Source organism: Ancrocorticia populi (assembly GCF_003123745.1).
Classification (GTDB): domain Bacteria; phylum Actinomycetota; class Actinomycetes; order Actinomycetales; family Actinomycetaceae; genus Ancrocorticia; species Ancrocorticia populi.
On the sequence record NZ_QETB01000001.1, the window covers coordinates 75,759 to 101,805 of the forward strand.

25 protein-coding genes and 1 tRNA gene are annotated in these 26,047 nt (G+C 58.9%); 7 read left to right on the forward strand and 19 right to left on the reverse strand.

Features of this window, described 5'->3' with window-relative positions; genetic code table 11:
* The 8 genes from DD236_RS00380 to DD236_RS00415 form a co-directional block, all read right to left on the reverse strand.
* On the reverse strand, positions 1–960 hold the full coding sequence (locus tag DD236_RS00380) for an ATP-grasp domain-containing protein (protein ID WP_165819775.1): 960 nt from the start codon (positions 958–960) through the stop codon (positions 1–3).
* Entirely contained in the window at positions 957–2,141 is a 1,185-nt protein-coding gene (locus DD236_RS00385) for a type III PLP-dependent enzyme domain-containing protein (protein ID WP_109092411.1), read from the reverse strand. Before DD236_RS00385 ends, DD236_RS00380 begins: the two co-directional genes overlap by 4 nt.
* Positions 2,138–3,124, reverse strand: coding sequence for an ATP-grasp domain-containing protein (locus DD236_RS00390; protein ID WP_109092412.1), 987 nt, complete (start codon positions 3,122–3,124; stop codon positions 2,138–2,140). Before DD236_RS00390 ends, DD236_RS00385 begins: the two co-directional genes overlap by 4 nt.
* On the reverse strand, positions 3,121–4,323 hold the full coding sequence (locus tag DD236_RS00395; RefSeq protein ID WP_109092413.1) for a type III PLP-dependent enzyme domain-containing protein: 1,203 nt from the start codon (positions 4,321–4,323) through the stop codon (positions 3,121–3,123). Before DD236_RS00395 ends, DD236_RS00390 begins: the two co-directional genes overlap by 4 nt.
* Positions 4,320–5,549, reverse strand: a complete 1,230-nt coding sequence (locus tag DD236_RS00400; RefSeq protein WP_109092414.1) for a lipopolysaccharide biosynthesis protein — start codon at positions 5,547–5,549, stop codon at positions 4,320–4,322. The genes DD236_RS00395 and DD236_RS00400 overlap by 4 nt, the downstream gene beginning before the upstream one ends.
* Positions 5,550–5,562: 13 nt before the next feature.
* A complete protein-coding gene (locus tag DD236_RS00405; protein ID WP_109092415.1) occupies positions 5,563–6,258 on the reverse strand; it encodes a sugar transferase in 696 nt (231 codons plus the stop codon).
* 104 nt (positions 6,259–6,362) lie between these two features.
* Positions 6,363–7,391, reverse strand: a complete 1,029-nt coding sequence (gene galE, locus DD236_RS00410) for a UDP-glucose 4-epimerase GalE (RefSeq protein WP_109092416.1) — start codon at positions 7,389–7,391, stop codon at positions 6,363–6,365.
* 21 nt (positions 7,392–7,412) lie between these two features.
* Positions 7,413–7,700 (reverse strand): cell division protein CrgA, encoded by a 288-nt coding sequence (locus DD236_RS00415; RefSeq protein ID WP_109092417.1) that lies wholly within the window; start codon positions 7,698–7,700, stop codon positions 7,413–7,415.
* 159 nt (positions 7,701–7,859) lie between these two features.
* Between DD236_RS00415 and DD236_RS00420 the strand changes: the two genes are divergently transcribed.
* From DD236_RS00420 to DD236_RS00425, 3 genes are read left to right on the forward strand one after another with little or no spacing between them, the layout of a single operon-like run.
* Positions 7,860–8,669: a class E sortase gene (locus DD236_RS00420; RefSeq protein WP_243409862.1), complete on the forward strand. Its 810-nt coding sequence runs from the start codon at positions 7,860–7,862 to the stop codon at positions 8,667–8,669.
* A 9-nt stretch (positions 8,670–8,678) separates the two neighbouring features.
* The gene (locus DD236_RS11985) at positions 8,679–8,834 is read left to right on the forward strand and encodes a hypothetical protein (RefSeq protein WP_165819776.1); all 156 of its coding nucleotides are present in this window, start codon (positions 8,679–8,681) and stop codon (positions 8,832–8,834) included.
* Positions 8,834–9,454 carry an anthranilate synthase component II gene (locus DD236_RS00425; protein WP_109092418.1) on the forward strand — a complete coding sequence of 207 codons (621 nt, stop codon included), beginning with the start codon at positions 8,834–8,836 and terminating at the stop codon, positions 9,452–9,454. Before DD236_RS11985 ends, DD236_RS00425 begins: the two co-directional genes overlap by 1 nt.
* On the opposite strand, the gene pknB is transcribed toward DD236_RS00425, so the two are convergent.
* Genes pknB through DD236_RS00455 form a run of 6 tightly spaced genes read right to left on the reverse strand, consistent with a single transcriptional unit; the run spans position 9,451 to position 16,667 of the window.
* Positions 9,451–11,298 (reverse strand): Stk1 family PASTA domain-containing Ser/Thr kinase, encoded by a 1,848-nt coding sequence (gene pknB, locus DD236_RS00430; RefSeq protein WP_109092419.1) that lies wholly within the window; start codon positions 11,296–11,298, stop codon positions 9,451–9,453. The genes DD236_RS00425 and pknB overlap by 4 nt on opposite strands.
* Before the next feature lie 33 nt (positions 11,299–11,331).
* Complete coding sequence (locus DD236_RS00435) at positions 11,332–12,780, reverse strand: peptidoglycan D,D-transpeptidase FtsI family protein (RefSeq protein ID WP_109092420.1); 1,449 nt, start codon at positions 12,778–12,780, stop codon at positions 11,332–11,334.
* Complete coding sequence (locus DD236_RS00440) at positions 12,777–14,228, reverse strand: FtsW/RodA/SpoVE family cell cycle protein (protein ID WP_109092421.1); 1,452 nt, start codon at positions 14,226–14,228, stop codon at positions 12,777–12,779. The genes DD236_RS00435 and DD236_RS00440 overlap by 4 nt, the downstream gene beginning before the upstream one ends.
* The gene (locus DD236_RS00445) at positions 14,225–15,490 is read right to left on the reverse strand and encodes a Stp1/IreP family PP2C-type Ser/Thr phosphatase (RefSeq protein ID WP_109092422.1); all 1,266 of its coding nucleotides are present in this window, start codon (positions 15,488–15,490) and stop codon (positions 14,225–14,227) included. Before DD236_RS00445 ends, DD236_RS00440 begins: the two co-directional genes overlap by 4 nt.
* Positions 15,487–15,975 (reverse strand): FHA domain-containing protein FhaB/FipA, encoded by a 489-nt coding sequence (locus DD236_RS00450; RefSeq protein ID WP_109092423.1) that lies wholly within the window; start codon positions 15,973–15,975, stop codon positions 15,487–15,489. The genes DD236_RS00445 and DD236_RS00450 overlap by 4 nt, the downstream gene beginning before the upstream one ends.
* A complete protein-coding gene (locus tag DD236_RS00455) occupies positions 15,972–16,667 on the reverse strand; it encodes an FhaA domain-containing protein (protein WP_109092424.1) in 696 nt (231 codons plus the stop codon). Before DD236_RS00455 ends, DD236_RS00450 begins: the two co-directional genes overlap by 4 nt.
* Positions 16,668–17,147: 480 nt before the next feature.
* On the opposite strand from DD236_RS00455, the gene DD236_RS00460 reads away from it, so the two are divergent.
* On the forward strand, positions 17,148–17,738 hold the full coding sequence (locus DD236_RS00460; RefSeq protein ID WP_109092425.1) for a hypothetical protein: 591 nt from the start codon (positions 17,148–17,150) through the stop codon (positions 17,736–17,738).
* Between the two features lie 285 nt (positions 17,739–18,023).
* A tRNA-Leu gene (locus DD236_RS00465) sits at positions 18,024–18,110 on the forward strand.
* Between the two features lie 22 nt (positions 18,111–18,132).
* Here DD236_RS00465 and DD236_RS00470 read toward each other — a convergent pair.
* Together DD236_RS00470 and DD236_RS00475 are read right to left on the reverse strand one after the other, a co-directional pair.
* Entirely contained in the window at positions 18,133–19,194 is a 1,062-nt protein-coding gene (locus tag DD236_RS00470) for an NAD(P)-dependent alcohol dehydrogenase (protein ID WP_109092426.1), read from the reverse strand.
* 94 nt (positions 19,195–19,288) lie between these two features.
* Positions 19,289–20,614, reverse strand: a complete 1,326-nt coding sequence (locus DD236_RS00475) for an MATE family efflux transporter (RefSeq protein ID WP_109092427.1) — start codon at positions 20,612–20,614, stop codon at positions 19,289–19,291.
* A gap of 391 nt (positions 20,615–21,005) precedes the next feature.
* Here DD236_RS00475 and dnaB point away from each other — a divergent pair, with 391 nt between their 5' ends.
* Positions 21,006–22,364, forward strand: a complete 1,359-nt coding sequence (gene dnaB, locus DD236_RS00480) for a replicative DNA helicase (protein WP_109092428.1) — start codon at positions 21,006–21,008, stop codon at positions 22,362–22,364.
* 44 nt (positions 22,365–22,408) lie between these two features.
* On the opposite strand, the gene thiD is transcribed toward dnaB, so the two are convergent.
* Positions 22,409–23,242 carry a bifunctional hydroxymethylpyrimidine kinase/phosphomethylpyrimidine kinase gene (gene thiD / locus DD236_RS00485; RefSeq protein WP_109092429.1) on the reverse strand — a complete coding sequence of 278 codons (834 nt, stop codon included), beginning with the start codon at positions 23,240–23,242 and terminating at the stop codon, positions 22,409–22,411.
* A 102-nt stretch (positions 23,243–23,344) separates the two neighbouring features.
* Positions 23,345–24,166: an aldo/keto reductase gene (locus DD236_RS00490; RefSeq protein ID WP_109092430.1), complete on the reverse strand. Its 822-nt coding sequence runs from the start codon at positions 24,164–24,166 to the stop codon at positions 23,345–23,347.
* Between the two features lie 74 nt (positions 24,167–24,240).
* Between DD236_RS00490 and DD236_RS00495 the strand changes: the two genes are divergently transcribed.
* Positions 24,241–25,602 carry an alpha/beta fold hydrolase gene (locus DD236_RS00495; protein ID WP_109092431.1) on the forward strand — a complete coding sequence of 454 codons (1,362 nt, stop codon included), beginning with the start codon at positions 24,241–24,243 and terminating at the stop codon, positions 25,600–25,602.
* Here the strand turns inward: DD236_RS00495 and DD236_RS00500 are convergent.
* Positions 25,599–26,024, reverse strand: coding sequence for an ArsR/SmtB family transcription factor (locus DD236_RS00500; protein ID WP_109092432.1), 426 nt, complete (start codon positions 26,022–26,024; stop codon positions 25,599–25,601). The genes DD236_RS00495 and DD236_RS00500 overlap by 4 nt on opposite strands.
* Between the last annotated feature and the right edge of the window lie 23 nt (positions 26,025–26,047).

The following is a 26,047-nucleotide window of genomic DNA, read 5'->3' on the forward strand; positions in this document are numbered from 1 at the left end:
CTAGTTACGGTTCCGGTTGAGGATGACCGAGTCATAAGCGAGGGCGTGCCACTTGGGCCGAGCGGTGGCGACGCGATCTAGGCGTTTGCCAGAAACATCGGCGAGCAGTGCCTCGATGAAGTTCGCGCCGCATTCGTGGGAGTGAGCATAGGACCAGCTGAACCGAGGGTTGATTTCGAGCAGTGAATAGCCGGTGGGGGTGGCGTACAAGTCCACATCAACAACTCCTCGGAAGGCAGCTTTCGAGAATAGGTCTTCAATGAAGTTCGTCAGCTCCGGATCGTCGAAGATGAGAGCTTTATCCGTTGTACCTTCCCGCATCCGTAGCTTCAGCTTTGGGTTGATACCGCGAACTAAGCCAGAGTGGAGGTCAAGATAGACGTCCACATCGAACGGTTCGCCGTCCATGAATTCTTGAACGAGCATCCGTTGAGAGCTGGCGAATATATTGTCTAGATCGCGGCTATCGCGTGCGATGCCTATATCAACGCTTCCGGCGCTCCTTACCGGTTTGGAGAAGAGTGGGAACCGGGCTTCACCGCTGGCAAGATCGCGATCCAGAACGTCCCGATCAATCCAAGTGCGTGGTGTTGGGATGTTATGAGCTAGGCAAAACTCGTACATCTTCCACTTGTCTGCCGCCAGATCTATAGATGGCGCTGGCGAGATCATGAGAGTGGTTCCGAAGCTGGCAAATTCTTCGCGATACTCAGCTAGTGGATCGAGATCCAGATCTAGCGTAGGAATGCACAGATCAACGCTCTCGCGCTTGCAGATATCACGTACTGCCGGAGCATATTCGGGCGTGGTTGAACGTGGAACGATGTAGAAGCTGTCTGCCACATACAGGGCGGGTGCGAGTTCGCTACAATCGGCGGCGATGATGGTCTCCACACCGGCCTGCCGCAGATACTCAATGATCTTAACGCGCTTGCCCGCACTGAGAATTAGCACTTTCATTGTTGCTCCCATACGTTTCCGGCAAGGTAGCGTTCGGTGGTGCCGCGTTCGCGAACCTGGCGAAGGTCGCCGCTGATTTCGCGGACGTAGACGGGTGGCAGGTAGTAAATGAACTGCGAATCAAACGTTCCTGTGTAATGCCCGCGCCCGCGGAAGATCACGGTATCCCCCTCGCGTAGTTCGGGGTGTTCATCTAGCTCGGCTAAGCGATCTAGATCGATGCATGTGGATCCGCAAATGGTCTGGTGCTTGACGGTTCGGTCCGAGTCACTCACGATCGTGAGGGTGTGCTTGGCGCCAAACCACATGGGATCCACGTGGTTCCGGGAGCCGTCGATCACCACAAACCGTGTGTGACGTGCGGACTTAGCATCGATCACTGTGGTGAAGTAATCTTGGGCGGCCGCAACGAAGGCGGTGCCCGGTTCGATGACCAGCCGGGTGTGTCGCGGATCCACCGTGGGAGTGAGTACCTGCCGAATCCCTTCGAGATACTCATCGGGGCTGGGATAGCGGGGATCCTCCCCTCCGAAGAACCCTCCTCCAAGATCGATGTAGTCAAGATCGAGGCCGTGGCGTCGAATAACGTCAACAGCTTTGCGTGCGGCCGATCGGTACACGTTGAGGCTCCGAGTCACGCTCGTTGCATGGAAATGGAGCCCCGTTACTCTTACTCCGCCGCGCCGTAGCTGGAACAAAGCACCGTCGAAATCGCCGCTGATATGGGAAAACCCGAACCGCAGCTCGGCGGGGCCGCTGGTTGATTCCCCCGGAACCTCCGTATCTAGATCCCAGTTCACTCGCAGGCCCACGGCGGGCTGAGAATCGGGAAGCTCAGCGGCCTCCTCAATTGCCCAACGGATTTCACGCTGTGAATCAATGTTCACAATGGAACCGGCGCGGAGCGCCTCGACGAAGCCCTCCCGCGACTTCACGGGTCCATTGAAGATGATCCGCTCTGGATCATGGCCAACCCGGGTAGCGAGGCTGAATTCGTCGTCGGACACAACTTCTGCACATACGCCGTGACGTGCCATCCAAGCAACCACCCATGGAAGCGAGTTGGTTTTGACGGAGTAGCCGATAATGCTGCCGGGCCATACGCGTTCCATTGCGTGCTGGAACGCGGCCACACGCACCGAGAGTTGGTCTTCATCAATCACGAACGCGGGTGTAATCATGCTGCCTCCGGCCCCAAGGCATCCGCTGGCGGAATCGACACGATATCCTCGTAGGTCATCATGATCCAACCGGCCTCGTAGGTTCCGATATCGGCTCGGTTCGAAGCACCCGAGACGTTGTTCAGAAGAAGCTTCGGGAAGTTCAGGCCACATTCATGTGCGTGGGGATACACGCCGCCGAATCGTGGATTAACCTCTAGAACTGCGAATCCTCTCTCCGTACGGAACAGGTCAATATCGATGGCACCCCGGAATCCGGCTACCTCGCAGAATGTGATGACGAATTGCTCCAGATCTTTATCCAGCACGGAGATAGCCTTGTCCGCGGTCCCTTCGCGCATCCGAAGCTTTTCTTTCGCGAAGAGGGACACAACTTCGCCGCTGACCATATCCACGTATACGTCAACATCCAGCGGCTCGCCTGATTGAAACTCTTGGATGAGGATTCCGGGGTAGCGCTCGGCCACGTTGTGCAGCTCGCTCAGCGATTCGATCTGGAAATTGTCTTTGCTCGCGGAGCCTGTGCGGGGCTTTGCGTAGAGGGGAAAGCTTAGATCGCCCGAGGCTAGGGCGGCGCGCACGGGCTCCGGGTCAATCCAGCTACGAACAGTGGGGATCGCGTGCTGCACACAGAATTTATGCATCTGCCACTTGTCAAAGGCTCGCGCCACGGCCTCCGGCGGGGAGATCATGACTTTGGTGCCAATTTCCTCGAATCGATGCTGGTTCGCCGCGAGTAGGGGCAGTTCGGGGTCAATGAGCGAGAAGCATACGGCAACCTGTTCACGCTGGCAGATATCAAGGATGGTCTCCATATAACCCGGAGCGTCAACGCGCGGGACCACGTAGTAGCGATCCGCAACGTAGAGTGCGGGTGCCAGATCGCTGCAATCGGTTGTGATCACAAGGCTATCTCCGGCCACATCTTTCATGTACTCCACGAGCTTGCACCTTGTGCCGGCGCTCAGAATCAACACGTTCATGTTGCCGTCCAATCGTCTTTTGCCAGATACTGCGGGAGGGACCAAGGTTCTCGTGCCACGAGGATCCGGCCGTCCTCACGCCTTACGTAAGTTGCCGGGAAAAGGTTGATGAATAGAGGGGTGAAGCACATCGTGTAGGAACCGACCGCCTCATATATGATCCGATCTCCTTCAGAAAGGTATGGCGCGGCATCGAGCGCCATGAGCCGATCATTATCCAGACAGGTGAAGCCGCAGATGATCTGGTGTTCCGCAGATGGTGGGCCGGCGGATTCGATCCGGAATCTGTAAGACGTTTTCCGAAAGAAGGGATCGATGTTGGTGCGAGAGCCGTCTGTGACAACGATCCGCCCGCCCGGGACCCGCTTCGTATCAAGCACGCTCGTGTGGAACTCCAAGGCAACGGCAACAAGAGCCGAACCCGGTTCGATGATGAGGCGAGTTCGGCTGGGATCTACGGGGCTGTTGGGGTCGGTCAGTTCTTCGCGGATGGCGCGCAGGTACTGGTGCGGAGTGGGGAAGCGCGGATCAGCCCCACCGAAGAAGCCGCCGCCGATGTCAATGTAGTCGAGCATCAGGCTGCGCTCGAGAAGGATGCGCCGGACTGTCCGAGCGGCCGATTTGTACACGGAGATTTCTCGTTTGAGGCTTGTCACGTGGAGGTGGAGTCCGGCGATACGAACTCCCGCGCCGCTCAGAGTATCGATCACGTTCCATAGATCGGTCTCCACGTGGAAACCAAAGCGAAGGCCGTCCGCCCCGCTGGCGGTGGCTCCGGGACAATCGCCGTCCACGTCCCAGTTCACGCGCACGCCCACTGCCACGTCGTGGGCTGGATGAGCCCGGGCATATTCGGCAACCCACCTGACTTCACGGTGCGAATCGAGGTTGACGAGCGCGCCAGCGGACAGAGCTTCTAGCATGACCTCCCGTGACTTTGCGGGGCCGTTGAAGATGATGCGTTCGGGGCGGTGGCCAAGGGCTAAGGCGAGCTCGTATTCGTGATCGGATACCACCTCTGCCCAAACGCTCTGGCGTGCCATCCACGAGACGATCCAAGGCAAGGCGTTGGTCTTGACCGAGTAACTGACAATGCCGGTTGGCCAGTACGTTGCCATTGCTTCCTGGAAGGAATCGACTTGAGCGGCCAACGCCGATTCATCAACCAAGAAGGACGGGGTGGGCAGGGAGTTAGTCATTGTTCCTCCCGCACTGGTGGCCGATCTGGCGTTCGTATACGTGCTGCTGCTTGACGGGTGAAAGCGAAAACTCCAAAGAAGCGGGTCCAACTGAGCAGTGCGGCAGTAACCATCCCAGCATTGAGCGGATCGAATGCTGCGGAAAGCAGGAGCACCCCGCCTGTTGAGGCGATCGCTATGGCAACAACCCAGATCAGAGCCTCAACTCGGAACCGGTTGTATACGGCCAGCACGGCGCTGAATAGGTAGGACGGCGCGATCGGGATGATGGCGATTCCCAGAAGAATGAGGGCCGTGTGGGGAAGCGAAAACTCCGGGCCGTAGACGAACCGAAGAATGGGATTGCCGAGGTATACGATCACCGGAATGAGGGCCAAAACTAGGGCGAGCAGCACGATGGAGATTTTCACGGCACGCTGGTATGTGTGCCATGCCCCCTGAGAGAAGAACTGGGTTCGGAAGGACGTGATGAGGATGGTATGGGCCACCGAGCCAACAAGGTTGGCTGCGGTAATAAGGTAAGCGGCACCGGTAAACACGCCTACAACGGCGTTATCGGCCCAACGGCCAAGAAGAAGGATGGGCAGGTAGGCGGCCACACCAGCGATTCCTTGGGAAATCGTGACCGGGAGGGAAGCCTTGAGAATTGTGGCGGCGCCGCCCAGCGGGCCTCCCGGAGGTTCAGTAACATCCTGATCCACCGGCCCCGCGGTTTTCCAGTAGACACCGAGGAACGTCAGATAAACCAAGGCAGACGCGCCCACCGCGGCGGAAAGAGAGCCGCCGGCTAGCACCGCCGCCGCGACGGCTCCTGCAGTCAGTAGGTTCGTCGCGATCCCAAGAGTCCCCAGCCACGCGAGCCGCTCCTGCCGCTGGATGGCAGCCCCGTAAATATCGATCACTAGATCGATCGTGCGAACCGTAACCATCGCCAGAATGAGGGAAACAGTGAACTTGTCTTCCAGAAGTGCCGCGCCCAGAAATACCGCACCGCCGGCCGCCAAACCAATGAATCGTAGGTTGAGGTAGGTGCGTAGTGGCCACACCCGGTGGTGAGTCAGGTAGATCGTGCGCAGGCCGAGCGAGGCCACAATGAAGACGGGGGTGAGCAGTGAGAGCAGCGAGGAGTATTCGCCCGCGGCGGCCGGGCCGCCTTGCCGCGCAAAGATCCACACCATGAACCACTGCGTGATCGCCCATGAAAAGGTGCTGATGGTAATCAGCACCCCGCCCGCTTTCCTATTCGCCGCGTGCATGTGCGGAACCGGCGTTATTGGTGGCCCCATCAGTGGACGGGGCAAACGATGCGGCAGTGGCGAAGCCTTTTTGGTTCACATGCCTGCGGCTGAGAACCACACCAACGGTGCGCAGAAGGATCTTTGTATCGAGAAGTAGGGAGCGGTTCTGGACGTACTCAACGTCCATTTCGAACCGCTCCTCCCAGCCTAGCGAGTTCCGTCCGTTCACCTGAGCCAGTCCGGTGATCCCGGGGCGTACCTCGTGGCGGCGAAGCTGCCGCGCGCTGTAAAAGGGTAGGTATTCGGGCAGAAGTGGCCGGGGCCCCACTAACGCCATGTCACCAATGAGCACGTTCCACAGCGATGGCAGTTCATCCAAACTCGTGGCCCGAAGCTGTGAACCCGTCCGGGATACCCGCTCTTCATCGGGTTGGTCAGGCGAGGTGGCTGGCTTCATCGTTCGGTACTTGAGGATCGTGAAAGGAGCATTGTCCTTGCCGATACGCTCTTGCCGAAATAGGACGGGGCTTCCGAGACTGGCCTTGACGTACAGGCCAATGAGCGCGATCAAGGGTGACAGCACGACGAGGGCACCGCCCGCCGCCAACACGTCTCTAAACCGCGCGATTGCCGTATAAAATCCGGTGTGCGTAGGGGTTGAACGTTGCGTGAAAAGCCGGTATCTAGTTGTGCGCATCGATCAGACCTCTCTCCTAAAATCCAATCGGTGAGCTTAGTGTAACTTGAGTCACTCGAATTGGCGAGAGGTGATTTTGTGGTGACCGTCCGCCGAAAAGCTAGCTAGAACCCGTCCGGATTATTGGATTGCCAGGCCCAGCTATCGCGGCAGGCATCTTCCACCGTCAGCGAGGCGCTCCACCCCAGCTCTTCGCGCGCCAGATCGGCGCTGGCGTAGCAGGAGGCAACGTCCCCGGGGCGTCGCGCCACGATCTCATAGGGGAGATCGCGGCCAACGGCAGCGCTGAACGCCTTGATGATCTCTAGCACGGAGACTCCCCGGCCGGTCCCGATGTTGTAGGCCTTGTACACATCCGGATGATCAAGATGGCGAAGGGCCGCAACGTGCGCCCGCGCCAGATCCGTAATGTGGATGTAATCGCGCACGCCGGTGCCATCCGCCGTGGGGTAGTCATCGCCGAAAACCATGACGCGATCGCGCTTGCCCACTGCAACTTGGCTTACGTAGGGCAAAAGATTATTGGGGATTCCGCGGGGATTTTCCCCGATCAGCCCGGAATCATGGGCGCCCACGGGGTTGAAGTAACGCAGGGAGGTGATGTTCCATCCCTCTTGGGTATTGGTCAGATCCTCGAGGATCTGTTCGATCATCACCTTGGTCCATCCATACGGATTGGTGGATCGGCGCGGCATCGATTCGGTGAGCGGGAGTTGCTCGGGAACACCGTATACGGTGGCGGAGGAGCTGAAGACCAGCCCCAATACCCTGTGGGCGTACATCCGGTCCAGCAGGGTGAGGGTTGAATCGATATTGGTTCGGTAATAGGAGAGCGGTTGGGACACAGATTCGCCCACGGACTTCAGGCCCGCGAAGTGAATCACGGCCCCGATGTTGTGCTCCTCGAAGATCTGGTCAAGTAGCGCGCTGTCCCTCACATCGCCCTCGTAAAAGGGAATGTCCCCTCCGTAGCTGGGTACGGAAGATCCCAGAATCTTCCTCACGCGCTCCATGGCGTGCGGCGAGCTGTTGGAGTAGTTATCAATCACTACTGGCGTGAAACCGGCCGCGGCCAGTTCAATTACCGTATGGCTACCGATGTACCCGGCGCCGCCAGTCACTAAGACGTCCATAGCTCAATCCCAGACCGAAGCTCAGCGCCAACCCATAGTCATAAGGAAACCGACCAGCATGATGCCGAACCCAATGAAGAGGTTGCCGTTGCCCAGACCCGGAACCGGTAGATCGCCGCTAAACAGGTAGGCAAGAACTACCACGATAAGACCGATGATCATGAGGGTTACCATGAGGGGCGCCCACCAGCGTGGAGAGTGCTTATCCGAAGGGCTCTGCTTCTTCGGCCGTGCGGCCGCTGCCTGCTTCTGTTCTTCGATGCCACGCTTGGTTCCCTTGGCAGCCTTATTCTTATCGTCCTCGGCCATGTTGATCCTTCCTCAGATGAACTGACTTAAGCCTATCTATTCCGCGGCAATCTGGCGATTCGTAGACAAAAGCGTGGCGAACTGGGCACGGTTCTGTCTGGCCGGTTCGGGGCTGGCGCCATTCAGGCTAGAATCGTCTAGATTAGCGAAGGGGGCTCAATGGCCGGCAGGCACTCCATACCAACGGATCCGATTGACGATTCGTTCTTTGAATCGATGCCTGAAGAGGCGGAGGAAAACGTCGTCGTTAAAAATCCTCCCGTCTACCGGAAGAAGCCTTCCATCTTCTCGCGCATTATCGGCTTCATCGGGGAACTTCTTATCACGGCCGGGCTGCTCCTCGGCCTTTTCGTGGTGTGGCAGCTGTGGTGGACAGATATTGGAGCCAACCGCGCTCAAGCCGAAACGATTCAGGAGCAGACTCAGGATTGGGAACAGTCCCAGAAGATCGGGGAGCCGCGCTACGACGATCCTCCGGCCTTCGAGCACACAGACGTGGAGGGAGCCTTCCTTGGTGTCATGAGGATTCCTCGGTTCGGTAAGGATTACGCGTACTCAATCGAAGAGGGAACTGGTTTGGCAACAGTGCTAGACACCGGCGCCTTCGGTCACTACCCGGACACGGCCTTCCCGGGGGAGATTGGCAACTTTGCCACGGCGGCTCATCGGCAAACATACGGCGCCCCGATGCGTGACGTTGGGAACCTTCAGGAGGGTGATTCCATCATCGTCCAGACCAAGGATGCCTACCTCGTGTACAAGATGACCGATTCCTACATCGTGAGCCCGAGCGAATCCGATGTTGTGCTGCCGGTTCCTCGCCAACCCGGGGAGGAACCAACTGAACGGATCCTTACGATCACTACGTGCCATCCACCCTTTGTGTCGAATCAGCGCTGGATTGTCCACGCGACGTTCGATCACTGGGTTGATCCAAGTGATGGTATACCTGAAGAGCTCGCGGATTAGGGGGAAGAAATGTACGGATTGATTTGGCGGGCTTTGCCAGGGCCCAAGTGGCTCAAGTTCATCGAGGCGTTGATCCTCATTCTGGTCATCGTTGGCGTGCTCTTCGAAGTGGTTTTCCCCTGGGTGGCTGCCAACATTCCAGCCTTCGATAATACGGTGGGATAATGGCACGCATTCTGGTTATTGATAACTATGACAGCTTCGTTTACACGATTGTTGATTACCTTCGCCTTCTTGGGGCGGACACGTTGGTTGTGAGGAACGACGACGACGTACCCTCACCCTCCTCCTTCAACGGCGTGCTGGTCTCCCCAGGCCCAGGGGCTCCGGCGGAGGCCGGATGCTCGATGAGCATTATTGGGGAGTGTGCGAAGGAGGGCGTGCCAATGCTGGGCGTGTGCTTGGGCCATCAGGCGCTCGCGGAGTATTACGGCGCCACAGTGGGGCATTCGCCCGAGCTCATGCATGGGAAGACGTCCGTGATCACCCATACCGGGGATCACGTCTTTGAAGGCATCGAGAGTCCGCTGGTTGTGACCCGGTACCACTCACTGGCCGCTGATCCCGCAACGATTCCCGATTCGCTGAGGGTCACTGCCCAGACCGAATCTGGCGTGATCATGGGCTTGGAGCACGTGTCTCTGCCGCTGTGGGGCGTACAGTTCCATCCGGAGGCCGTCCTGACGAAGTCCGGCCACCGAATGTTTGCTAACTGGCTGGCGCTATGTGGCGATGAAAATGCCGTGGAGACAGCTCGCGGCAAGGCCCCGCTGGTGCGGAGCTAGCCTTCATCGTCCCCATTCTCCCCGTCATCGCTGGACGGGGACTCGCTGGGCTCTTCGGTTGGTGTTGGTCCCGGGTTCTCGTTCTCAGGTTCTCGCGCCACATAGATCGTCACTTTAGAACCAACCTCTGCACGACTCCCTGCATCGGGGTTCATGCCGAGCACGGTGTCAGGAGTTTGGTCAGAATCCTGATAGTTAGGGTTTGCCACGAATCCAGCATCTTCGAGTGTGGCTTTGGCTTTTGCGAGGTCGAATCCTGTTACATTAGGGATCTCGTTCATTCCCGACGCAACCTCAATGTTTACAGCGGTTCCTTCCTCAACGGAGGAGCCGGCTTGAGGATCAGATGAAACAACGGTGTCCTTTTCCGAAGTACTATCAACGGTTTCGCTGGAGCCGATTCGCAGCCCTTGATCGGCTAGGAGGCTAGAGGCCTCGGAAGTTGTCTTACCAACGATGTCTGGTACCTGCACCGAATCGGGCCCGGAAGAGAGGATTACTTCAACCTCGCTGCCTCGTTCAACCGATGTTCCGGGCGTTGGCGTAGAGCTGATGAAGTAACCCTGCTCCACATTGTCGTCTGGCTGGGGGATACCAGCCTTATAGACCAGGCCAGCATCCTCCAGAGCGCTCTGGATGCCGTTGCGGTCCAGCCCGTCGAGGGACGGCACGTCAACCATCTGCACGGCCGTGGCGGTTGGAGTGGGGGTCGGCTCGTCGTCGCCGCCGCTGGTTGTAATGGCATACACGATGCCAGCGATGGCGAGGATCAGGATGATCACTCCGGCCCAGATCATAATCTTGTTGCGCTTCTTGGACTTTTCGTCCACTGCTGGCTGGACACCCGTGTCCTCCGGGTCTTGCTCGCTCAGGGCCGTCATGGTTCCCGTGGTGGGATTGCCTTCAACGGCGGTGGCCACTTGGGTTGGTGCAACCACTGGGACCGGGCGCATGTTCCACGAGGTCACAGAAGGTGCATCAACGCCCTCACCGCGCGCTGCGGACAGCACGTCCTCGCGGAATTCCGCCGCGCTCTGGTAGCGATTGTCGCGGCCCTTGGCCAGCGATTTCATGACAACACGATCGATCGAATCCGGAATGTCCGGGGCGATGAGCGAAGCCGGACGCGGGGTTTCGGATACGTGCTGGTAGGCCACAGATACGGCGGAATCTCCGGTGAAGGGGGGCTTGCCGGTCAGTAGCTCATAGAAGAGGCATCCTGCTGAATACAGGTCAGAACGGGCGTCCACAACCTCGCCGCGCGCCTGCTCAGGGGACAGGTACTGTGCGGTTCCCACAACGGAGTTCGTTTGGGTCATGGTTGCGGCGGAATCGGCGATGGCACGCGCGATACCGAAGTCCATGACCTTGACCTTGCCGTCAGGGGTGAGCATGACGTTCCCAGGCTTGATATCCCGGTGGATGATTCCCTCGTGGTGCGAGTACTCGAGGGCGCTGAGAACACCAACGATGATCTGCACGGCCTCAGAGATCGGAACAGGATCGCCGTCGGTCAGCAACGAGGCCACCGTGCGGCCTTTAACGTATTCCATGACGATGTAGGGCAGGGGGATCTCCTTGCCCATCGTGCTCACGATCTGCTCCTCGCCCGTGTCATAAACGGACACGATGGAGGGGTGATTGAGTGCGGCAGCCGATTGTGCCTCGCGCCTAAAGCGTGCAAGGAACATTGGGTCCTGTGCCAGATCAGTGCGCAGAATCTTGATGGCTACCGTACGAGAGAGCCGGGTGTCATATCCCAGATGTACCTGAGCCATTCCGCCACGGCCAATGAGGTCACCGACCTCGTATCGATGGCCTAAAACGCGGGGGGTATCACTCACGTCGCGTCACCTTTCATCCTAAGTATGCTCATCCTACTGCCCGAGCTTTGCCTGAATAATCTCGCGTGCCACAGGAGCGGCGGAAGTGCCACCGTCACCCGGATCGTTCTCTAGAAGAACTACTACGGCAATTTGTGGATCGTCTGCGGGAGCAAACGCCGCGAACCATGCGTGTGGCAGCACTCCGGAGGCAATCTCCGCGGTGCCCGTCTTTCCTGCAACCTCGACGCCGTCAATGGCCGCCCGGTGGCCGGTACCCGATTTTACATCCTCGACCATCATCTCCTGCATGTAGGCCGCGGTCTGCTCGCTCATCGTATCGCCGTACTTGTTTGGTTTCGTGGTAGAAACCTCTTCAAGATCGGCCGTTAGCGTCCGGTTTACAAGGTATGGGGTCATGAGCTCGCCATCGTTTGCGATAGCCGAGGTGATCATCGCCATCTGCATCGGAGTAACCCGGATATCCTGCTGGCCAAACGAATCCATGGCCAGCTCGGCATCGTTCGCAGGCTCCGGGAACCGGGAGGCAGTCACGAGAAGTGGCGTCTCAAAATTCTCCCCGAACCCAAACTTGTTCGCCTGATCGATCATATTGTCCGCACCCACATCAACGCCGCCAATTGCGTAGGCGGTGTTACAGGACTGAATGAACGTTTGGCGCAGCGTCGCTTCACCGGAACCATCACCACAGGCGATCTGTCCAGGATTGTAGATCTCATGACTGGTACCCGGCGGGCTCCAGCTGGTCGGAGCCTCCACGAGGGTATCCGGAGTCATATCCGGATCATTCTCGAGCATGGCCACCGCGGTGAGCATCTTGAACGTGGATCCTGGGGCGTACTGATCGCCGCGGGACGTGCGGTCCACAAGGGGCTTATCCTCGTCCTCGTTCAGTGACGTCCACGCCTCTTGGGCCGCGGCCGAATCCTGAGTGGCGATCGAGTTGGCATCGTAGGTGGGAAGGGAAACCTGAGCGAGGATCTTGCCTGTGCTGGGTTCGATGGCCACAACGGCGCCCTTGCGCCCGGCCATTGCGCTGATGGCCGCTTCTTGCACCGTATTGTCCAGAGTGAGCTCAACGGCTCCACCTTGAGGCTGCCGGCCCGTCACGAGTTCCTGCAGGCGTTGGCCAGCCAACGAGGAATCGGATCCGCCCAGAACCCCGTTCTGGGCCTTCTCGATACCGGTCATGGAGTTGAACGTGGTGGAGAAGTATCCAGTGACGTTCGAATAGGCGCCATCGCTGCGATAGGTGCGCTGGAACTTATAAGGCGTATCTACGGGCTCGGAGGTGGCGATCGATTCGCCGCTCACGATGATAGGTCCACGATCCGTTCCGAACTCCCGGTAGAGGGTCCGCACGTTTCGCGAATCTGCGTTCAGACTTGAGGATTGGAAGTATTGGATAGAGGTTGCGGAGGCCATGAGCGCGACGAACATGACCAGCATGAGTATTGAGAGCCGACGGACGGGACGGTTCACTTGATCCTCACCACCTCTGTGAGCTGGGAATCAGACTCGGTTTCCTCGGGCTCAACGGGGCCCTCTTCGTCAGGTGATGCCTCATCGATACCTTCCAGCATCTCCTTCGGAGGAAGGGGATCGGTGTTTGCGGGCCGGCGGGAGGCGTCAGACATCCGCAAGAGCAACCCGATCACAATCCAGTTCGTGAGTAGCGCCGAACCGCCATGAGCGAGGAATGGCATTGCTAGGCCGGTCAATGGGATGAGACGAGTTACTCCGCCAACAACGATGAAGCACTGCAGAGCAATCGTGAACGAAAGGCCGGTTGCCAGAAGCTTGCCGAAGCCGTCGCGTAGGTGAACTGCCGTCCGGATCCCGCGCATCACGATGATGAGGTAAACGGCTAGCAGGGCCAATAGGCCCGTCAGCCCGATCTCTTCGCCGAAAGACGCGATGATGAAATCGGAGTTCGCCGCGAAGGACTTGGAGGGGTAGCCCTCGCCGAAGCCGGTCCCGAATAGGCCCCCCGAGGCCATTCCGAAGAGACCCTGAACCAACTGGTAGGAGCCATACTGGGCATCGTAAACGTCGGGGTCCAATGCGCGGAGCCACACGACGAAGCGGGCCTGAATATGAGGAACCATTTGGACGATCGCGAAGATGCCGCCAGCAGCAAGCACCCCGCCAATCACCAACCAGGAAATTCGCTCCGTCGCCACATAGAGAAGGGCTACAAACATTCCGAAGAAAAGGAGGGCAGTCCCGAAATCCTTCTGGAAGGCCAGTACGCCCATGGACAGGCCCCATGCGAGCAGAATCGGGAGGAAGTGCCGCAGCTTCGGAAAACGCATACCCAGAATCTTGGGCCCAGCAAGGGAGAGGTTATCGCGTTCTTGAGCCAGATATGCGGCAAAGAAAACGGCGAAGAAGATCTTGGCTAGCTCGGCGGGCTGGAAGGAGAAGCCCGCTATGCTGATCCAGATGCGAGCGCCGTACACGGCACGCCCTAGTCCCGGTACAAGTGGCAAAAGGAGCAGAAGGATTCCTGCGACGAGCGAAACCCACATGTAGTTGCGTAGGATCCGGTGGTTTCGCAGCACCAGCACCGTGACCATCATGAGCACGATACTGACGGCCGTGAGCTGAAGCTGGCTCTTGACGGCGTTGGTTTCATCTGCCACATCGATCCGATAAATCATGGCAAGGCCGAGTCCGTTGAGCAGCAGAGCGGACGGGAAGAGAATCGGGTCTGCGTAGGGAGCGGTCCACCGAATCGCCAGATGCGCCACGAGAACAACAGCCGCCGAGATACCGGCGATCATAGGGAATCGATCGGGCAGCCCCGTTCCACCTGTACCGATATGGACAAGGAAGTAGGCAAGCAACCCCGTGGCCAGTGCCAGCACCAGCAAGAGGAGTTCAGGGAGGCGGCCCTTACGAGCAGGGGCCGAGGTCACTACACTCATTCCCCTCCTTTGTCAGAGCTTGCGGAGGGCTCTGGGGTTGGTTCGGGCCTCTCTGGGAGCAGCTCCAAGTTAGCCACGACGGCCTGCGCACCCTCTAGGCTGGACCGAGTAATTGCCGTGTTGAGGCGATCCTGAGCCACCGGCTGGAGTTCAGATAGCTCGATATCCGTTGTCTCGTAGACGTGGGAGAGGTGAAGCGGTCCGATCGTTTGTGGAATGCCTTGATAGATCGCAACCTGGCCGCCGGCCGTATACACGTAGTACTGCGTTTGACTCCATCGATAGCCCAAGAAAACGCCACCGCACACGAGGATCAGAATGCCAAGTAACGCAGAGAGCTTTGCAACGATCCGGCGCGGTGGCTTTTCCGGTTCATCGTCCTCATCAGGGCCATCTGTGTTCGAGGCGGTTGGGGCTGCCAGCGCGGCCGCCGCTGCGGCCGCGGAGCCACCTCCGCGTGTTGGGCGGGACCTATTGAGCGCCGCCGCCCCCACGATGATGGGCTGCTGACTCAGGGGGATTTCCCCAGAATCCATATCGCTGACTACATCGGCCAACACCGCGGTGACGTTGTCAGGGGCGCCGGCCGCTAGCGCGAGTTCAATAAGGTGCTCGCCGCATTCGTTGAGATCGTGGTATTCGGTCAGTGTGCGGGCAATCGTTTCCTTTGACACCACGCCAAAGAGGCCGTCCGAGCACAGAAGCCACCGGTCTCCGGGAACGGCCTCTCGCACGGATTCGTCAAGCTCCACCTCATTCGGCGTATCGCCCAGAGCGCGCATGATGACATTGCGCTTCGGGTGGTTTTCCGCCTGCTCCGAGGTAATCTGCCCGTGGTCCACAAGGTATTGAACCAAGGTGTGATCGTGCGTGACTTGGGTAAGTCTCTCATCGCGCAAGAGGTAGGCGCGGGAATCGCCAATGTGGACCATCGCAAGCTTGTTGCCTGAGCGCAGGATGGCGATGCACGTGGTACCGAGGCCAGCTAGCTCAGGATCTTCTTCAGATCGATCCATGAGGTCATCATGTGAATCCTCAATGGCGCGGCGTAAAACTGGAAGGAGGTCATCTGCGGCATAGACGTCGTCGTCGATCGAAGCCAAATGGCCCACCGTAACACTGGAGGCGATGTCTCCAGCCGCGGCGCCACCCATCCCGTCTGCCAAAACTAGGAGGTTCGGCGAAGCATAGCCGCTGTCCTGATTGGAGGAGCGGATCAATCCGATGTCCGAAAAGGCTGCAAAATGCAGCTGTGCACTCATGAACGAAGCTCCATGGTTGTCTTGCCCACGACAACCGGCACCCCGGGCTGAAGCTGCTGTGGGGTGGAAATGCGCTGGCCGGATACATATGTACCGTTGGTGGAATTGAGGTCCTCAACCCACCACTGGCCGCCATCCTGATAGATGCGTGCGTGGCGTGAGGAACTATACGAGTCATCCAGAACGAGGGCGCTATCGGCAGCTCGCCCGATCACCAGTGGAGCCCCAGAGAGCGGAATCGTTGTTCCGGCTAGCGGGCCGGCCGTGACTGCCAAGGCTAGGGAACGGCGCGGTGCTGGTGTTGCGGGCCGAGCGGGAGAAGCGGGTTGGGGGTGAGGGGCCGGAGCCGATCTGCGCGAAGGCTTGCGCTCACGAATCGTGGTTCCGTACACGTCTTTGCGCAGTGTCAGAACCAGCGCCATGACGAAAGCCCAGAGAAGGAGGAGGAAGCCCAGCCTCAGGAGAGTGACCGCGAGGGTGCTCATGCGTTCTCCGGGGAGTTCCAGAACATAATGTGTGTGCGGCCAATCGTTAGGGTATTTCCGTCAACCAGCGTTGCGGCACTGATCCGGTGGCCTTCTACAAAGGATCCGTTGGTGGAACCAAGATCTGTTGCGATGACGCCCTGCGGGGTAACGCGTAGCTCTAGATGGTGCCTAGAGGCGCCCGTATCATCCACCGTGATGTCGCAATCTGAGCCCCGGCCAATCACCGTGACTGGACCCGTCAAGAGGTAGCGGTTGATTCCTATTTCGATAATCGGGTGTTCGGCCGATGCTGCGTTTGAAGTTGCTGGTGCAACCGCGCCGCGCCTCGTTGAAGCTTCCACTTTGACCGTACCTGCCTTCAGCTCTTGGTCCTCTTTGAACCTCATGCGGATGGGACCGAGGAATGCGTAATCCTGCTCTGTTGCGTAATCCGTCACAGTTTGGGTGAATTCCTCGATCAGGGCGGCCTCGCCCCATTCTGTCACGCTCTTGCGGTCCGATGGGCTCAATGAAATCGTGAAGTAATTAGGGCTGACCGTGCGCTCGCGGCTCATTGCCGCCGCGTGTTCGTCCAGCGCCTTCTTGAGTGCCGATGCGATCTCAATCGGCTTGAGTTCGGAACGAAACCGCGAGAAAGCCCCGGCAACAACGTTGCCCACGCCCTTCTCCAGCTTATCGAACGCGCCCATGACACCTCTTTCATCTCCAGCCCACGCTACCTCGTGCGTGGATGTGGACACACTGGTCCTATTGCCCACCTGTTTACCTTACGATGTCCGGCCCACTTGTGGCATCCCAACGTGGCAAGTTACCCATCGAGTGTGTTCGCGCATGGCTTGCGGCTAGGTCCGGCCGCGGTTAATATCATGTGGTCAACGTGACATCGGAGTTAGGTTAGCGGACCCTATTCTAGGTACTTGGTCACAGGCGCAAATGGCCGAAGCGCTGTATGTAAACTTGACTCATTCAAAAGTAGTTTGAGTTTCAGTATGGGACTTAGTTGTAATTTGAATTAGTCTTTTTGCGCAGGCTTGAAGAAGCAAGCTGAGGGTCCGAAACCTTGGCGGGATTGCGGCTCTGAGTTCTACGAAAACCGGCGCTTCAACGCCTTCTATAACATCATCGAGCTCCTGATTTGTGGGAGCTCCCTCATACAAAGTGGAGAATAAATGCAAAAGACCGTTTACGGTGTGCTCGCACGAGTATTCTCAGTTGTACTCATTATCGTGGGTATCGCTGCGATCTTTGGTGGCAACTTCGCACATGGCTATGTTACCGATCAGCTCAAGCAGGAAAACCTGACCATGCCTAGCGAAGACGGCGTTAACGCCCTCGAGGATCAGGCATCACAGGACAAGCTGCGCCCCTACATCGATGAGCCGATGACCACCGGGCCGCAGGCCGAGGCCTTCGCCAACAACTACATCTGGGAGCACATGATGGCTTCCTCGGACGGCAAGGGCTATCAGGAAGTCTCCGGCGAGTACAACGCCATGGCCGCCGAACTCTCGGACGAGGAGAAGGCCACCAACGAGGAGTTCCAGGCACTTGATTCCCTCCGCGATTCCCTTTTCATGGGTGACACCCTTCGCGGCATGCTGCTGAACGCCTACGGCTGGTGGCTGCTCGGCACCATCGCTATGTACGTGGGAATCGGCGCAATCGTTGTGGGCGTTATTCTGGGCGGTGTGGGCTTCGGTCCTCTCCGCGCGAAGAAGACTGAGGCTGCGGCCGCCGCTGCCTCTACTTCCAAGGAGTAGGCAATTACCTAGCATGAAGGGCCCGCCACCTCGCTTTCGGGGCTGGCGGGCCCTTCTTGCTGCCTCCAGTTTTGGTGACAGTGCCACGTAGATCTTGGGAGTGACCTCTAAACTAGGTATTTAAGGTCACCCTGAAAGCGGAAACGGGGCTCTCACCACCCATCCTGAGTCCAGAGCCGGGCCGCCGCCCGTTTAGAGACGGGGTGCACACCGATCCGGCTTTGAAATCGGCGCACCGCCCAGCTAAGCTCTTACTGCACTAATCGTTATGCGATGAACGCACTTGCTCAAGTGGCGGAATAGGCAGACGCGCACGGTTCAGGTCCGTGTGCCCGAAAGGGCGTGGGGGTTCAACTCCCCCCTTGAGCACCAAATTTCTCGGCCCGAGCTCGGCCTACTCCAACACAGACTCCTTGAGTGTCGGATCAATGACGGCCCTGCCAACGATCGCTCCGGCCTCCAGGCGCCTGTAGGCCTCCGGCGCATCATCAAGCGCGTACTTTTCAGTATGAATGTTGATGATTCCCTTACGGGCCAGATCCACGACGTCGTAAAGGTCCGCGCGCGTGCCCCAGTATGGGGAGAACACTTGACACTCGTAGGGAAGTAACCCAAATCCAACCTTGGCTACGCCGCCGCCGATGCCCACTAGGTTCCAATCTCCGCGCACGCGTGTCATCTGTGCCCCAAGGTCCGCGGTGGCCTGAATTCCCACGAAGTCAAAGACAACTTCGGCCCCAAGGCCCTCTGTCAGGTCCTTGACGCTCTTGACCGCGTCCTGATCGGACTTGAATACGTAATCGGCCCCGACTTTGCGGGCCAGTTCAAGGTTCTTCTCCGAGACGTCCAACGCGATGACCGTGGAGGGAGTGAGGTGCTTGAGGAGCTGGATGGCAACGTGGCCGAGCCCGCCAACGCCAAACACCACGGCGGTGGAGTGTGCCTTGAGCTTGGGTAGCGAGTGCATGACGGCGTGGTAGGGCGTCAGGCCCGCGTCCGTAAGCGGCGCCGCCGTGATCGGGTCCAAGTCCCCGATGGGCACGAGGTACCGTGCACGGTCCACGAGCATATATTCGGCAAGGCCACCAGCCCGGCCGAGCCCCGGTGGGAAGATCCCGAACTTGCCTGCGTTATAACAATAGTTTTCGTATCCTTGCGCGCACTGGCGGCAACGGCCGCATCCCCACGGCCCGTAAACCAGAACTTTCTCACCCATGGTTATCAACTCGCGTGAGCCAGCGCTCGCATCGATGATGGTGCCCACGCATTCGTGCCCGAGGGTGAGGGGTAGCTCCCCGCGGTACTGCTCCTTGGTCCACGACATCACGGCGATGTCCGAATGACACAACCCTGCGGCCGTCATCTTGAGGAGAACTTGTCCTGGCCCCGGAGTGGGATCGTCGATCTCCACAACTTCCGGCCGGCCACCAATTTCGCGATACTGTACTGCCTTCATCAGAAACTTCCTTGTTCGATGTTGATGGTCCTTCCACCATATCCCGCAAGGAAGGGAATTGTAAGTGGAACGACGACGACGTATGCCTCGCGATCTAGCGGTAATGCCCCAGTCGCATCCACTCATCGCCGCGTACACGCCATAGCATCGTGCCGCCGCGCATTGCCATGAAGAGGATCGCATAGGCGGCCCATAGGAGTAGCAATCCGGGCTGTCCGCTCCCCCAGGTCATGATTGCTAGGGCTGCCGGAGTGAAGGCGGCGAGCGAGAGAAGCATGTACTTGGCGAGTTTGCCGGTATCTCCGGCACCGATGAGCACTCCATCAAGCATGTAGGCCACGGAGGCGATGGGCAGTGCGAGGGATGTGATCCACAGGGAGTGGGTAGCTAGGTTTTGGACGGCCGGGTCGGGGCTCATGAATTTGGGAAGGAGCCAGCTCAGTGAGGCAAGTGCCACTCCCAGTACGGACCCGTACGCTACGCCTCTGTTGAGGCATCGCCCTAGCACGGCCTTCACGCGGTTCTTGTCAGATGATCCAAGGCCTTGCCCCACGAGGATCTGTGCCGAGGTTGCCAGTGCGTCGAGGCCGTACGAGGCGAAGTTCCACATGGTCATTGTGACCTGATTAGAGGCGAGTGCCTCCGTTCCCAGCCCGGTGGCCGCGGCAATCTGAAGCAGGATGGCTGCGCGTAGGCATACCGTCCGGATGATGAGGGGACCGGCATCCCGCAGTGAGCGGAGCACGCCTGCGCCCGAAGGTAACACGGCTGTGCCGGCCTCCCTCCCGGATCTGATCACGATCGAGGCTAGCCAGATACCCATGCCCGTCTGCGCCAGAGCAGTTCCAAGGCCCGCGCCGAAGATGCCTAATCCGGCCGGGTAGATCAGGACGTAGTTCAGAGGAATGTTGGCTAGCGCCCCAACTGTGGCAGCGTACAGGGGAGTCTTGGTATCTCCCACTCCTCGGAGCGTTCCGGTTGCTGCGAGAACGAGCAGCATGCCGGGAAGGCCGAATGCGGACGATCGCAGGTAGCGCGCCGCCTCTTCTAGGACGTCGGCCTCGGGCCCGAAGATGCCAAGTATTGGCCGTGCCCAGATGCTGAGGATAACCATGAGGAGGACTCCGAGACCAACGGCCAGCCACATGCCGTCGATACCCTGCCGGTAGGCTTCCTTTGGCTTTCCGGCGCCGAAGAGTCGCGCGGTTGCACCGGTTGTTGCATAAGCCAGAAAGATGCATAGTCCGACCAACGTGGTGAGGACTGTGGAGGCAAGAGAGAGCCCAGCGAGCGGGACGGTGCCAAGATGGCCAACCATGACGGAGTCCACGGCCACTAAAAGCGGTTCGGCTAAGAGAGAGCCTAGCGACGGTAGTGCTAGACGGCGGATTTCTCGGTCAATGTGGCGGTGATCTGACACCCAATTAGCCTAGTCCGTTTACACCTCCGAGTCCCGGATACTTCAATCACAGGTTGAGGACTCAGGTTATTGATTGAATGAGTTTTTCCACTGAAAGATGCGGGTAGTTAATCCCCAACTGTGGATAAGTCTGGGGACGGAAATCCGCCAAAAAGGCAAAAGTTATCCCCAGTTGTGAACAATGTGGCGCAAAAATGTGGATAAAGTGGCTGGTTTACACACAGATTCACCGAAGTTACCCACAAACTTCACGGCGTGTATCCACAAAACGGCTGTTCGAACAATTTGCCTTTGAGTTCCGCATTGGTATCATGACTAGCTATTTTTCCCGGAGAAATATGTGGTGGAGCTAGCCGTTAGGATGGGTACGGCAAAGAGTAGGAGAGTGTCTATGGCATCGGTTAGCGAAGGCGCAATGGCGGGATCGTCGTTTGAGCGCACGCCCCCTCAGAACATTGACGCGGAGATGTCTGTTCTTGGCGGGATGATGCTCTCTAAGGACGCCATCGCGGACGTCATCGAGATCATCTTGGCTTCGGACTACTACCGTCCGGCCCACACGACCATTCATAACGTGATCGTTGATCTGTTTGGCCGGGGTGAACCGGCAGATGCCGTGACGGTGGGTGCTGAGCTCAAGCGTATCGGCGAGCTAGACCGCATCGGTGGCCTTCCCTACCTGCACACGTTGGTCTCCGCCGTGCCCACAGCTGCCAACGCGGGCTACTACGCCCAGATTGTCCGCGAGCAGGCACAGCTCCGTGGCCTAGTTGAAGCCGGTACGCGCATCGTCCAGCTCGGTTACACCACGGACGGCGCGGACGCCGAGAGCCTGGTCAATATGGCCCAGTCCGAGGTGTATGCGGTCAGCGAGAAGCGCGAGAAGAACGATTACGCCACCCTCGAGGAGATTATCCCGGGGCTCTACGATGAACTTGAGGCTAACGAGAATCAAGGTGATGGGCTTCAGGGAATACCCACGGGCTTCGACGAACTCGACGCCAAGTTGAACGGCTTACGTCCAGGTCAAATGGTTATCGTTGCCGCGCGCCCCGGTGCCGGAAAATCTACGCTTGCGATGGACTTCTGCCGCTCAGCATCCATCCGCCACGGCATGCCCTCCGCATACTTCTCCCTAGAGATGAGCAAAAACGAGCTCTCGATGCGCCTGTTGGCCGCGGAATCACGCGTGTTCCTTGACCGCATGATTAAGGGAGACATGGACACCGAGGATTGGCAGCGAATCGCCGTTACCCTAGACCGCATATCGAAGGCCACGTTCCTCGTGGACGATTCCCCAAACCTCACGATGGGGGAGATCCGCGCAAAGAGCCGCCGCATGAAGCAGCAGTACGATATCCAACTTATCGTGATCGACTACCTGCAGCTCCTCACCTCCGGTGCACGCTCCGTGGAATCGCGCCAGCAGGAGGTATCTGAGTTTTCTAGGTCCATCAAGCTGCTGGCAAAGGAGCTTGAGGTGCCAATCGTGGCGGTTGCCCAGCTTAATCGTGACCCGGAGCGCCGCAACGATAAGAAGCCCATGGTCTCCGATCTTCGTGAATCGGGTTCGCTGGAACAGGACGCGGACGTGGTTCTACTGATCCACCGCGACGATATGTACAACCAAGATTCTGAGCGTGCCGGGCTTGCCGAGGTTATCGTTGGCAAGCAGCGATCGGGCCCCACCGGCAGTGTCGAGCTCGCGTTCCAAGGCCACTTCTCAAAGTTCGCGCAGGTGGCCAACTAGCGGGAGCAAGCAACGCTTACTCCCGCTCAGCTTGGCTTGAAAAACTACTTCGCGCTAATGACCGAACCTGCCGGCTTCTCTGGCGTGTAGGCTCCCTGCCACACCGTATCGAACGGGGTGTGCGCGCTCACGCGTGCACGGATGCCCTCGGTCACCATGTCCTTGGCAACGCGCACGGCGTCGTGGATATCGGCGCCTTTCGCAAGCTCGGCAGTGATGGCCGCAGCCAACGTGCAGCCGGCGCCAGAGACGCGGTGCTGGCCGATCTTAGGGGCGGAGTATGCAGTGGCCGATTCGCCGTCCCACAACACGTCAACGGCTTCTTCACCCGGGAAGTCGATGCCGCCCTTGACCAGAACGTACTTGGGGCCGAGCTTCGAGATACGCTCGCCGGCCTCCGCCAGGTCTTGAACGGTCTCTAACTTCTCCATGCCCGAAAGTGTGCACGCCTCGAAGTAGTTCGGGGTGGCAACTGTGGCTAGTGGCAGGATTTGCTCGCGAAGTGCGTTGTCCGTATCTAGGGCCGCGCCGGGCTCTTGGCCTTTGCAGATAAGTACAGGATCAAGAACAACGTTTGTCCACTCTTGAGAGCGGAGCCCCTTGGCAACGGCCGTGATCGTATCCGGGTGGCCGAGCATACCGATCTTGACGGTATCCACGTCCTGAGCGGTCAGCGCTGCCTCCATCTGATCCGAGATCACCTGGGGATCAACGGGGACAAAGCGGTGATTCCAGTTGTCGTTTGGGTCAAAGGACACGATGCACGTAAGCGTTCCCATGCCGTATACCCCGAGCTGCTGGAAGGTCTTCAAATCCACCTGAAAACCCGCACCGCCCGTGGCTTCCGAGCCGGCTACTGTATACGCGAAGTTGACCATTTTTCTCCTTGATAGGTCCATAGGACGCGCGCCGAATCGCGGCTCGCCCACTATGATGCTAGGCGGCTCACTGCAATGGTGTACAGGGCGCCCACTCTCTGACTAGTTGTTCTTCTCCGCGGGATCAGCGTTCTGACGCTCGCCGGTTTCGAGGCCGTCGATGCGTGCAAGCTCCTCCTCGCTCAGCTCCAGCTCGGTAGCCGCAAGGTTTTCCTTCATACGCTCGGTATGGCGAGACTTCGGGATGACGATACGGCCTTGAGCCATGTGCCACGCCAGAATGACCTGTGCGGGGCTGGCATCGCGGGCGCTCGCGATCTCCTGAACAACAGGGTTGGACAGATCGGCTCCGTGACCGATGGGGGAGTAAGCCTCCACGGCCATGCCGGCCTCCCTGCTTGCCTTCTCGTAATCGCGCTGTTGGAGAGTGGGATGGGCCTCGAACTGGTTGACCATGGGGGCGATAGCCGCGGAATCTAGAAGAGTGCTAATGGCGCTGGGCATGAAGTTCGAGATACCGATGGCCTTGGCGCGTCCGGAGGTGTAGATCTCCTCGAACGCCTTCCACGTTTCGGTGAAGAGGCCGCGGGCTGGCAGTGGCCAGTGGATGAGGTACAGATCCACGTAATCTAGGCCCAGACGCTCCATCGAGGCGTCGAATGCCGTGAGGGCCTGATTGTAGCCCTGATCGGGATTGGCTAGTTTGGTGGTGACGAACAGTTCGTCGCGTGAGATTGCAGTGGCACGAATCGCCGCGCCGAATCCCTCTTCGTTACCGTAGGCGGCGGCGCCATCGAAGTGACGGTAGCCAATTTCGAGGGCGTCCTCAACGTTCTTCTGGACTTCGTCTTCTGGGACCTGCCAGAGGCCCAGCCCGATGTTCGGGATCTTCGTTCCGTTGGACAGTGTAGTAATTGTGCTCATGTGTCTAGTCTGCCGCGAAAGGGCCACAAGTCCTAGTGTCCTCGCCCAGCGCGAAGCGGAGTAGCCTTGAATATATGGACACTGCAACGTATCGCATTGACGGGCACACGATGTACGAGCACTGGCTCAGTGTCCCGCTCGATTATTTCAGTGTGATCTCGCTTCTCTCACCTGAGCAAACATCGCGGATGATTCCGGATCGTATCAACGTGTTTGCCAGAGAGTACGTGCGCGACGGCCATGAGGCTGATCCGCGCCTTGTCTTCTTTCAGGGAGGTCCGGGCTCTGCTGGCCCACGCATGGCCCCGATTGGCTCGTGGTTAGATGCGGCGCTTGAGCACTTCCGGGTGGTCCTCATCGATGAGCGCGGCACTGGCAACTCGCATCCGGTGGACGCTCAAGCGCTCGCCGAGGTGCGTGCGCCCGAGGCCCAGGCGGCCTATCTCTCCTGTTTCCGCCAAGATTCGATCGTGCGCGATGCAGAAGCCCTGCGCCACGAGCTTCAGGGCGATGAACCGTGGGCGGCGCTCGGCCAAAGCTTCGGCGGTTTCACGGTCACTTGCTACTTGTCCCAAGCCCCCGAGGGCCTGAGCGAGGCCTACATTACGGCGGGCCTCCCCTCCCTCACGGAGCATGCCGATGAAGTGTACCGGCTGACGTATCGGGAGATGGCTAAGCGGAACAAGCAGTTCTTCGGCCGTTACCCGGGTGATGAAGACACCGCGTGGTACGTGGCCTCGCACCTCGCGGACGTGGAAGAGTTCCTGCCCACGGGCGAACGGCTCACTCCGGCCCGATTCCGGGAGATTGGCATCGTACTCGGTTATTCCTACGGGCTGGAGCAGTTGCACTTCATGCTGGAGGACCCGGTGTGGAGCGTGGGAGGCCAGCGCCGCCTCCGCCCGCAGTTCCTCTCGCGAGTGGGTCAGCTAGTCTCCTTCGCGGACAACCCGCTCTACGGCCTGATCCACGAATCCATCTACGCCCAGCGCTCGACTGGTCCAACGGCATGGAGTGCCCAGCGCGTCCGTTCCGAGTTCCCCGAGTTTACACTGCCCGCCCCCAGTGCGGGCGCCTCCGGAGAAGTGGATCTCCGCAAGCAAGGGATGGGTTTCCGCTTCACAGGAGAGCACGTCTATCCGTGGCAAACAGAGCAGGATCCCGCGCTTTCGCCCCTAAAAGAGGCCGCGGAGATCCTAGCTTTCGAGCAGCGTTGGCCCGAACTCTATTCCTCCGCCGCGCTCGCGGAGAACACGGTTCCGGCCGCCGCGTGGATGTATATCGACGATGTTTTCGTCCCCTACTCGCTATCCCACACCACCGCCGAACAAATCCGTGGCCTCAAGCCGCTCATTTCTAACGCCTATCACCACGACGGGCTACGAACGGGAGGGCCAGCGATGATTGAGCAGCTGATTAAGGCAGTACGCGCCTAGCGCTTGATAACGCTCAAGATGAGAGCCAGAGCATCGACGCGGGCCGGATTGAGGCGATAGCTGGACCGCCCAGCATTCTCTACCCACTCGAAATCGAGCAGCGTGCGCAGGTGGTGATACACCTGCCCGGTGGTGCCCATCCCGAGCCTGTCCACAAGGTCTTTAACGGACACGGGTTCGTTGGCAGTGAGCTGGCAGATCTGCAGGCGGATGGGGTGGCCGAGCGCAGAAATGTCATTCGCGGCAAGCTGGAAGGACATACCGGAGAAGTTAAGGGCGGGAATTGGCGTGGCATCCTGCCCGGTGACGTAGTTGTGGAGTGCTTGACCAGCCTCAACCGCCCGCTGTGACAGCTCAGCGAGCTTAGGGTCGGAATTGGCTAGGTTGGGCTCTGATTGCGGTGTTGATGTGTTGGTATTCACAGGACCCCCTTGTGTTTGTGCAT

Excerpts from the sequence above, each read along its gene's own strand:
- DD236_RS00380 (WP_165819775.1), bottom strand. The coding sequence starts at position 960 with ATGAAAGTGCTAATTCTCAGTGCGGGCAAGCGCGTTAAGATCATTGAG.
- DD236_RS00385 (WP_109092411.1), bottom strand. The coding sequence starts at position 2,141 with ATGATTACACCCGCGTTCGTGATTGATGAAGACCAACTCTCGGTGCGT.
- DD236_RS00390 (WP_109092412.1), bottom strand. The coding sequence starts at position 3,124 with ATGAACGTGTTGATTCTGAGCGCCGGCACAAGGTGCAAGCTCGTGGAG.
- DD236_RS00395 (WP_109092413.1), bottom strand. The coding sequence starts at position 4,323 with ATGACTAACTCCCTGCCCACCCCGTCCTTCTTGGTTGATGAATCGGCG.
- DD236_RS00405 (WP_109092415.1), bottom strand. The coding sequence starts at position 6,258 with ATGCGCACAACTAGATACCGGCTTTTCACGCAACGTTCAACCCCTACG.
- galE (WP_109092416.1), bottom strand. The coding sequence starts at position 7,391 with ATGGACGTCTTAGTGACTGGCGGCGCCGGGTACATCGGTAGCCATACG.
- DD236_RS00415 (WP_109092417.1), bottom strand. The coding sequence starts at position 7,700 with ATGGCCGAGGACGATAAGAATAAGGCTGCCAAGGGAACCAAGCGTGGC.
- DD236_RS00420 (WP_243409862.1), top strand. The coding sequence starts at position 7,860 with ATGGCCGGCAGGCACTCCATACCAACGGATCCGATTGACGATTCGTTC.
- DD236_RS11985 (WP_165819776.1), top strand. The coding sequence starts at position 8,679 with ATGTACGGATTGATTTGGCGGGCTTTGCCAGGGCCCAAGTGGCTCAAG.
- DD236_RS00425 (WP_109092418.1), top strand. The coding sequence starts at position 8,834 with ATGGCACGCATTCTGGTTATTGATAACTATGACAGCTTCGTTTACACG.
- DD236_RS00440 (WP_109092421.1), bottom strand. The coding sequence starts at position 14,228 with ATGAGTGTAGTGACCTCGGCCCCTGCTCGTAAGGGCCGCCTCCCTGAA.
- DD236_RS00445 (WP_109092422.1), bottom strand. The coding sequence starts at position 15,490 with ATGAGTGCACAGCTGCATTTTGCAGCCTTTTCGGACATCGGATTGATC.
- DD236_RS00450 (WP_109092423.1), bottom strand. The coding sequence starts at position 15,975 with ATGAGCACCCTCGCGGTCACTCTCCTGAGGCTGGGCTTCCTCCTCCTT.
- DD236_RS00455 (WP_109092424.1), bottom strand. The coding sequence starts at position 16,667 with ATGGGCGCGTTCGATAAGCTGGAGAAGGGCGTGGGCAACGTTGTTGCC.
- DD236_RS00460 (WP_109092425.1), top strand. The coding sequence starts at position 17,148 with ATGCAAAAGACCGTTTACGGTGTGCTCGCACGAGTATTCTCAGTTGTA.
- DD236_RS00470 (WP_109092426.1), bottom strand. The coding sequence starts at position 19,194 with ATGAAGGCAGTACAGTATCGCGAAATTGGTGGCCGGCCGGAAGTTGTG.
- dnaB (WP_109092428.1), top strand. The coding sequence starts at position 21,006 with ATGGCATCGGTTAGCGAAGGCGCAATGGCGGGATCGTCGTTTGAGCGC.
- thiD (WP_109092429.1), bottom strand. The coding sequence starts at position 23,242 with ATGGTCAACTTCGCGTATACAGTAGCCGGCTCGGAAGCCACGGGCGGT.
- DD236_RS00490 (WP_109092430.1), bottom strand. The coding sequence starts at position 24,166 with ATGAGCACAATTACTACACTGTCCAACGGAACGAAGATCCCGAACATC.
- DD236_RS00495 (WP_109092431.1), top strand. The coding sequence starts at position 24,241 with ATGGACACTGCAACGTATCGCATTGACGGGCACACGATGTACGAGCAC.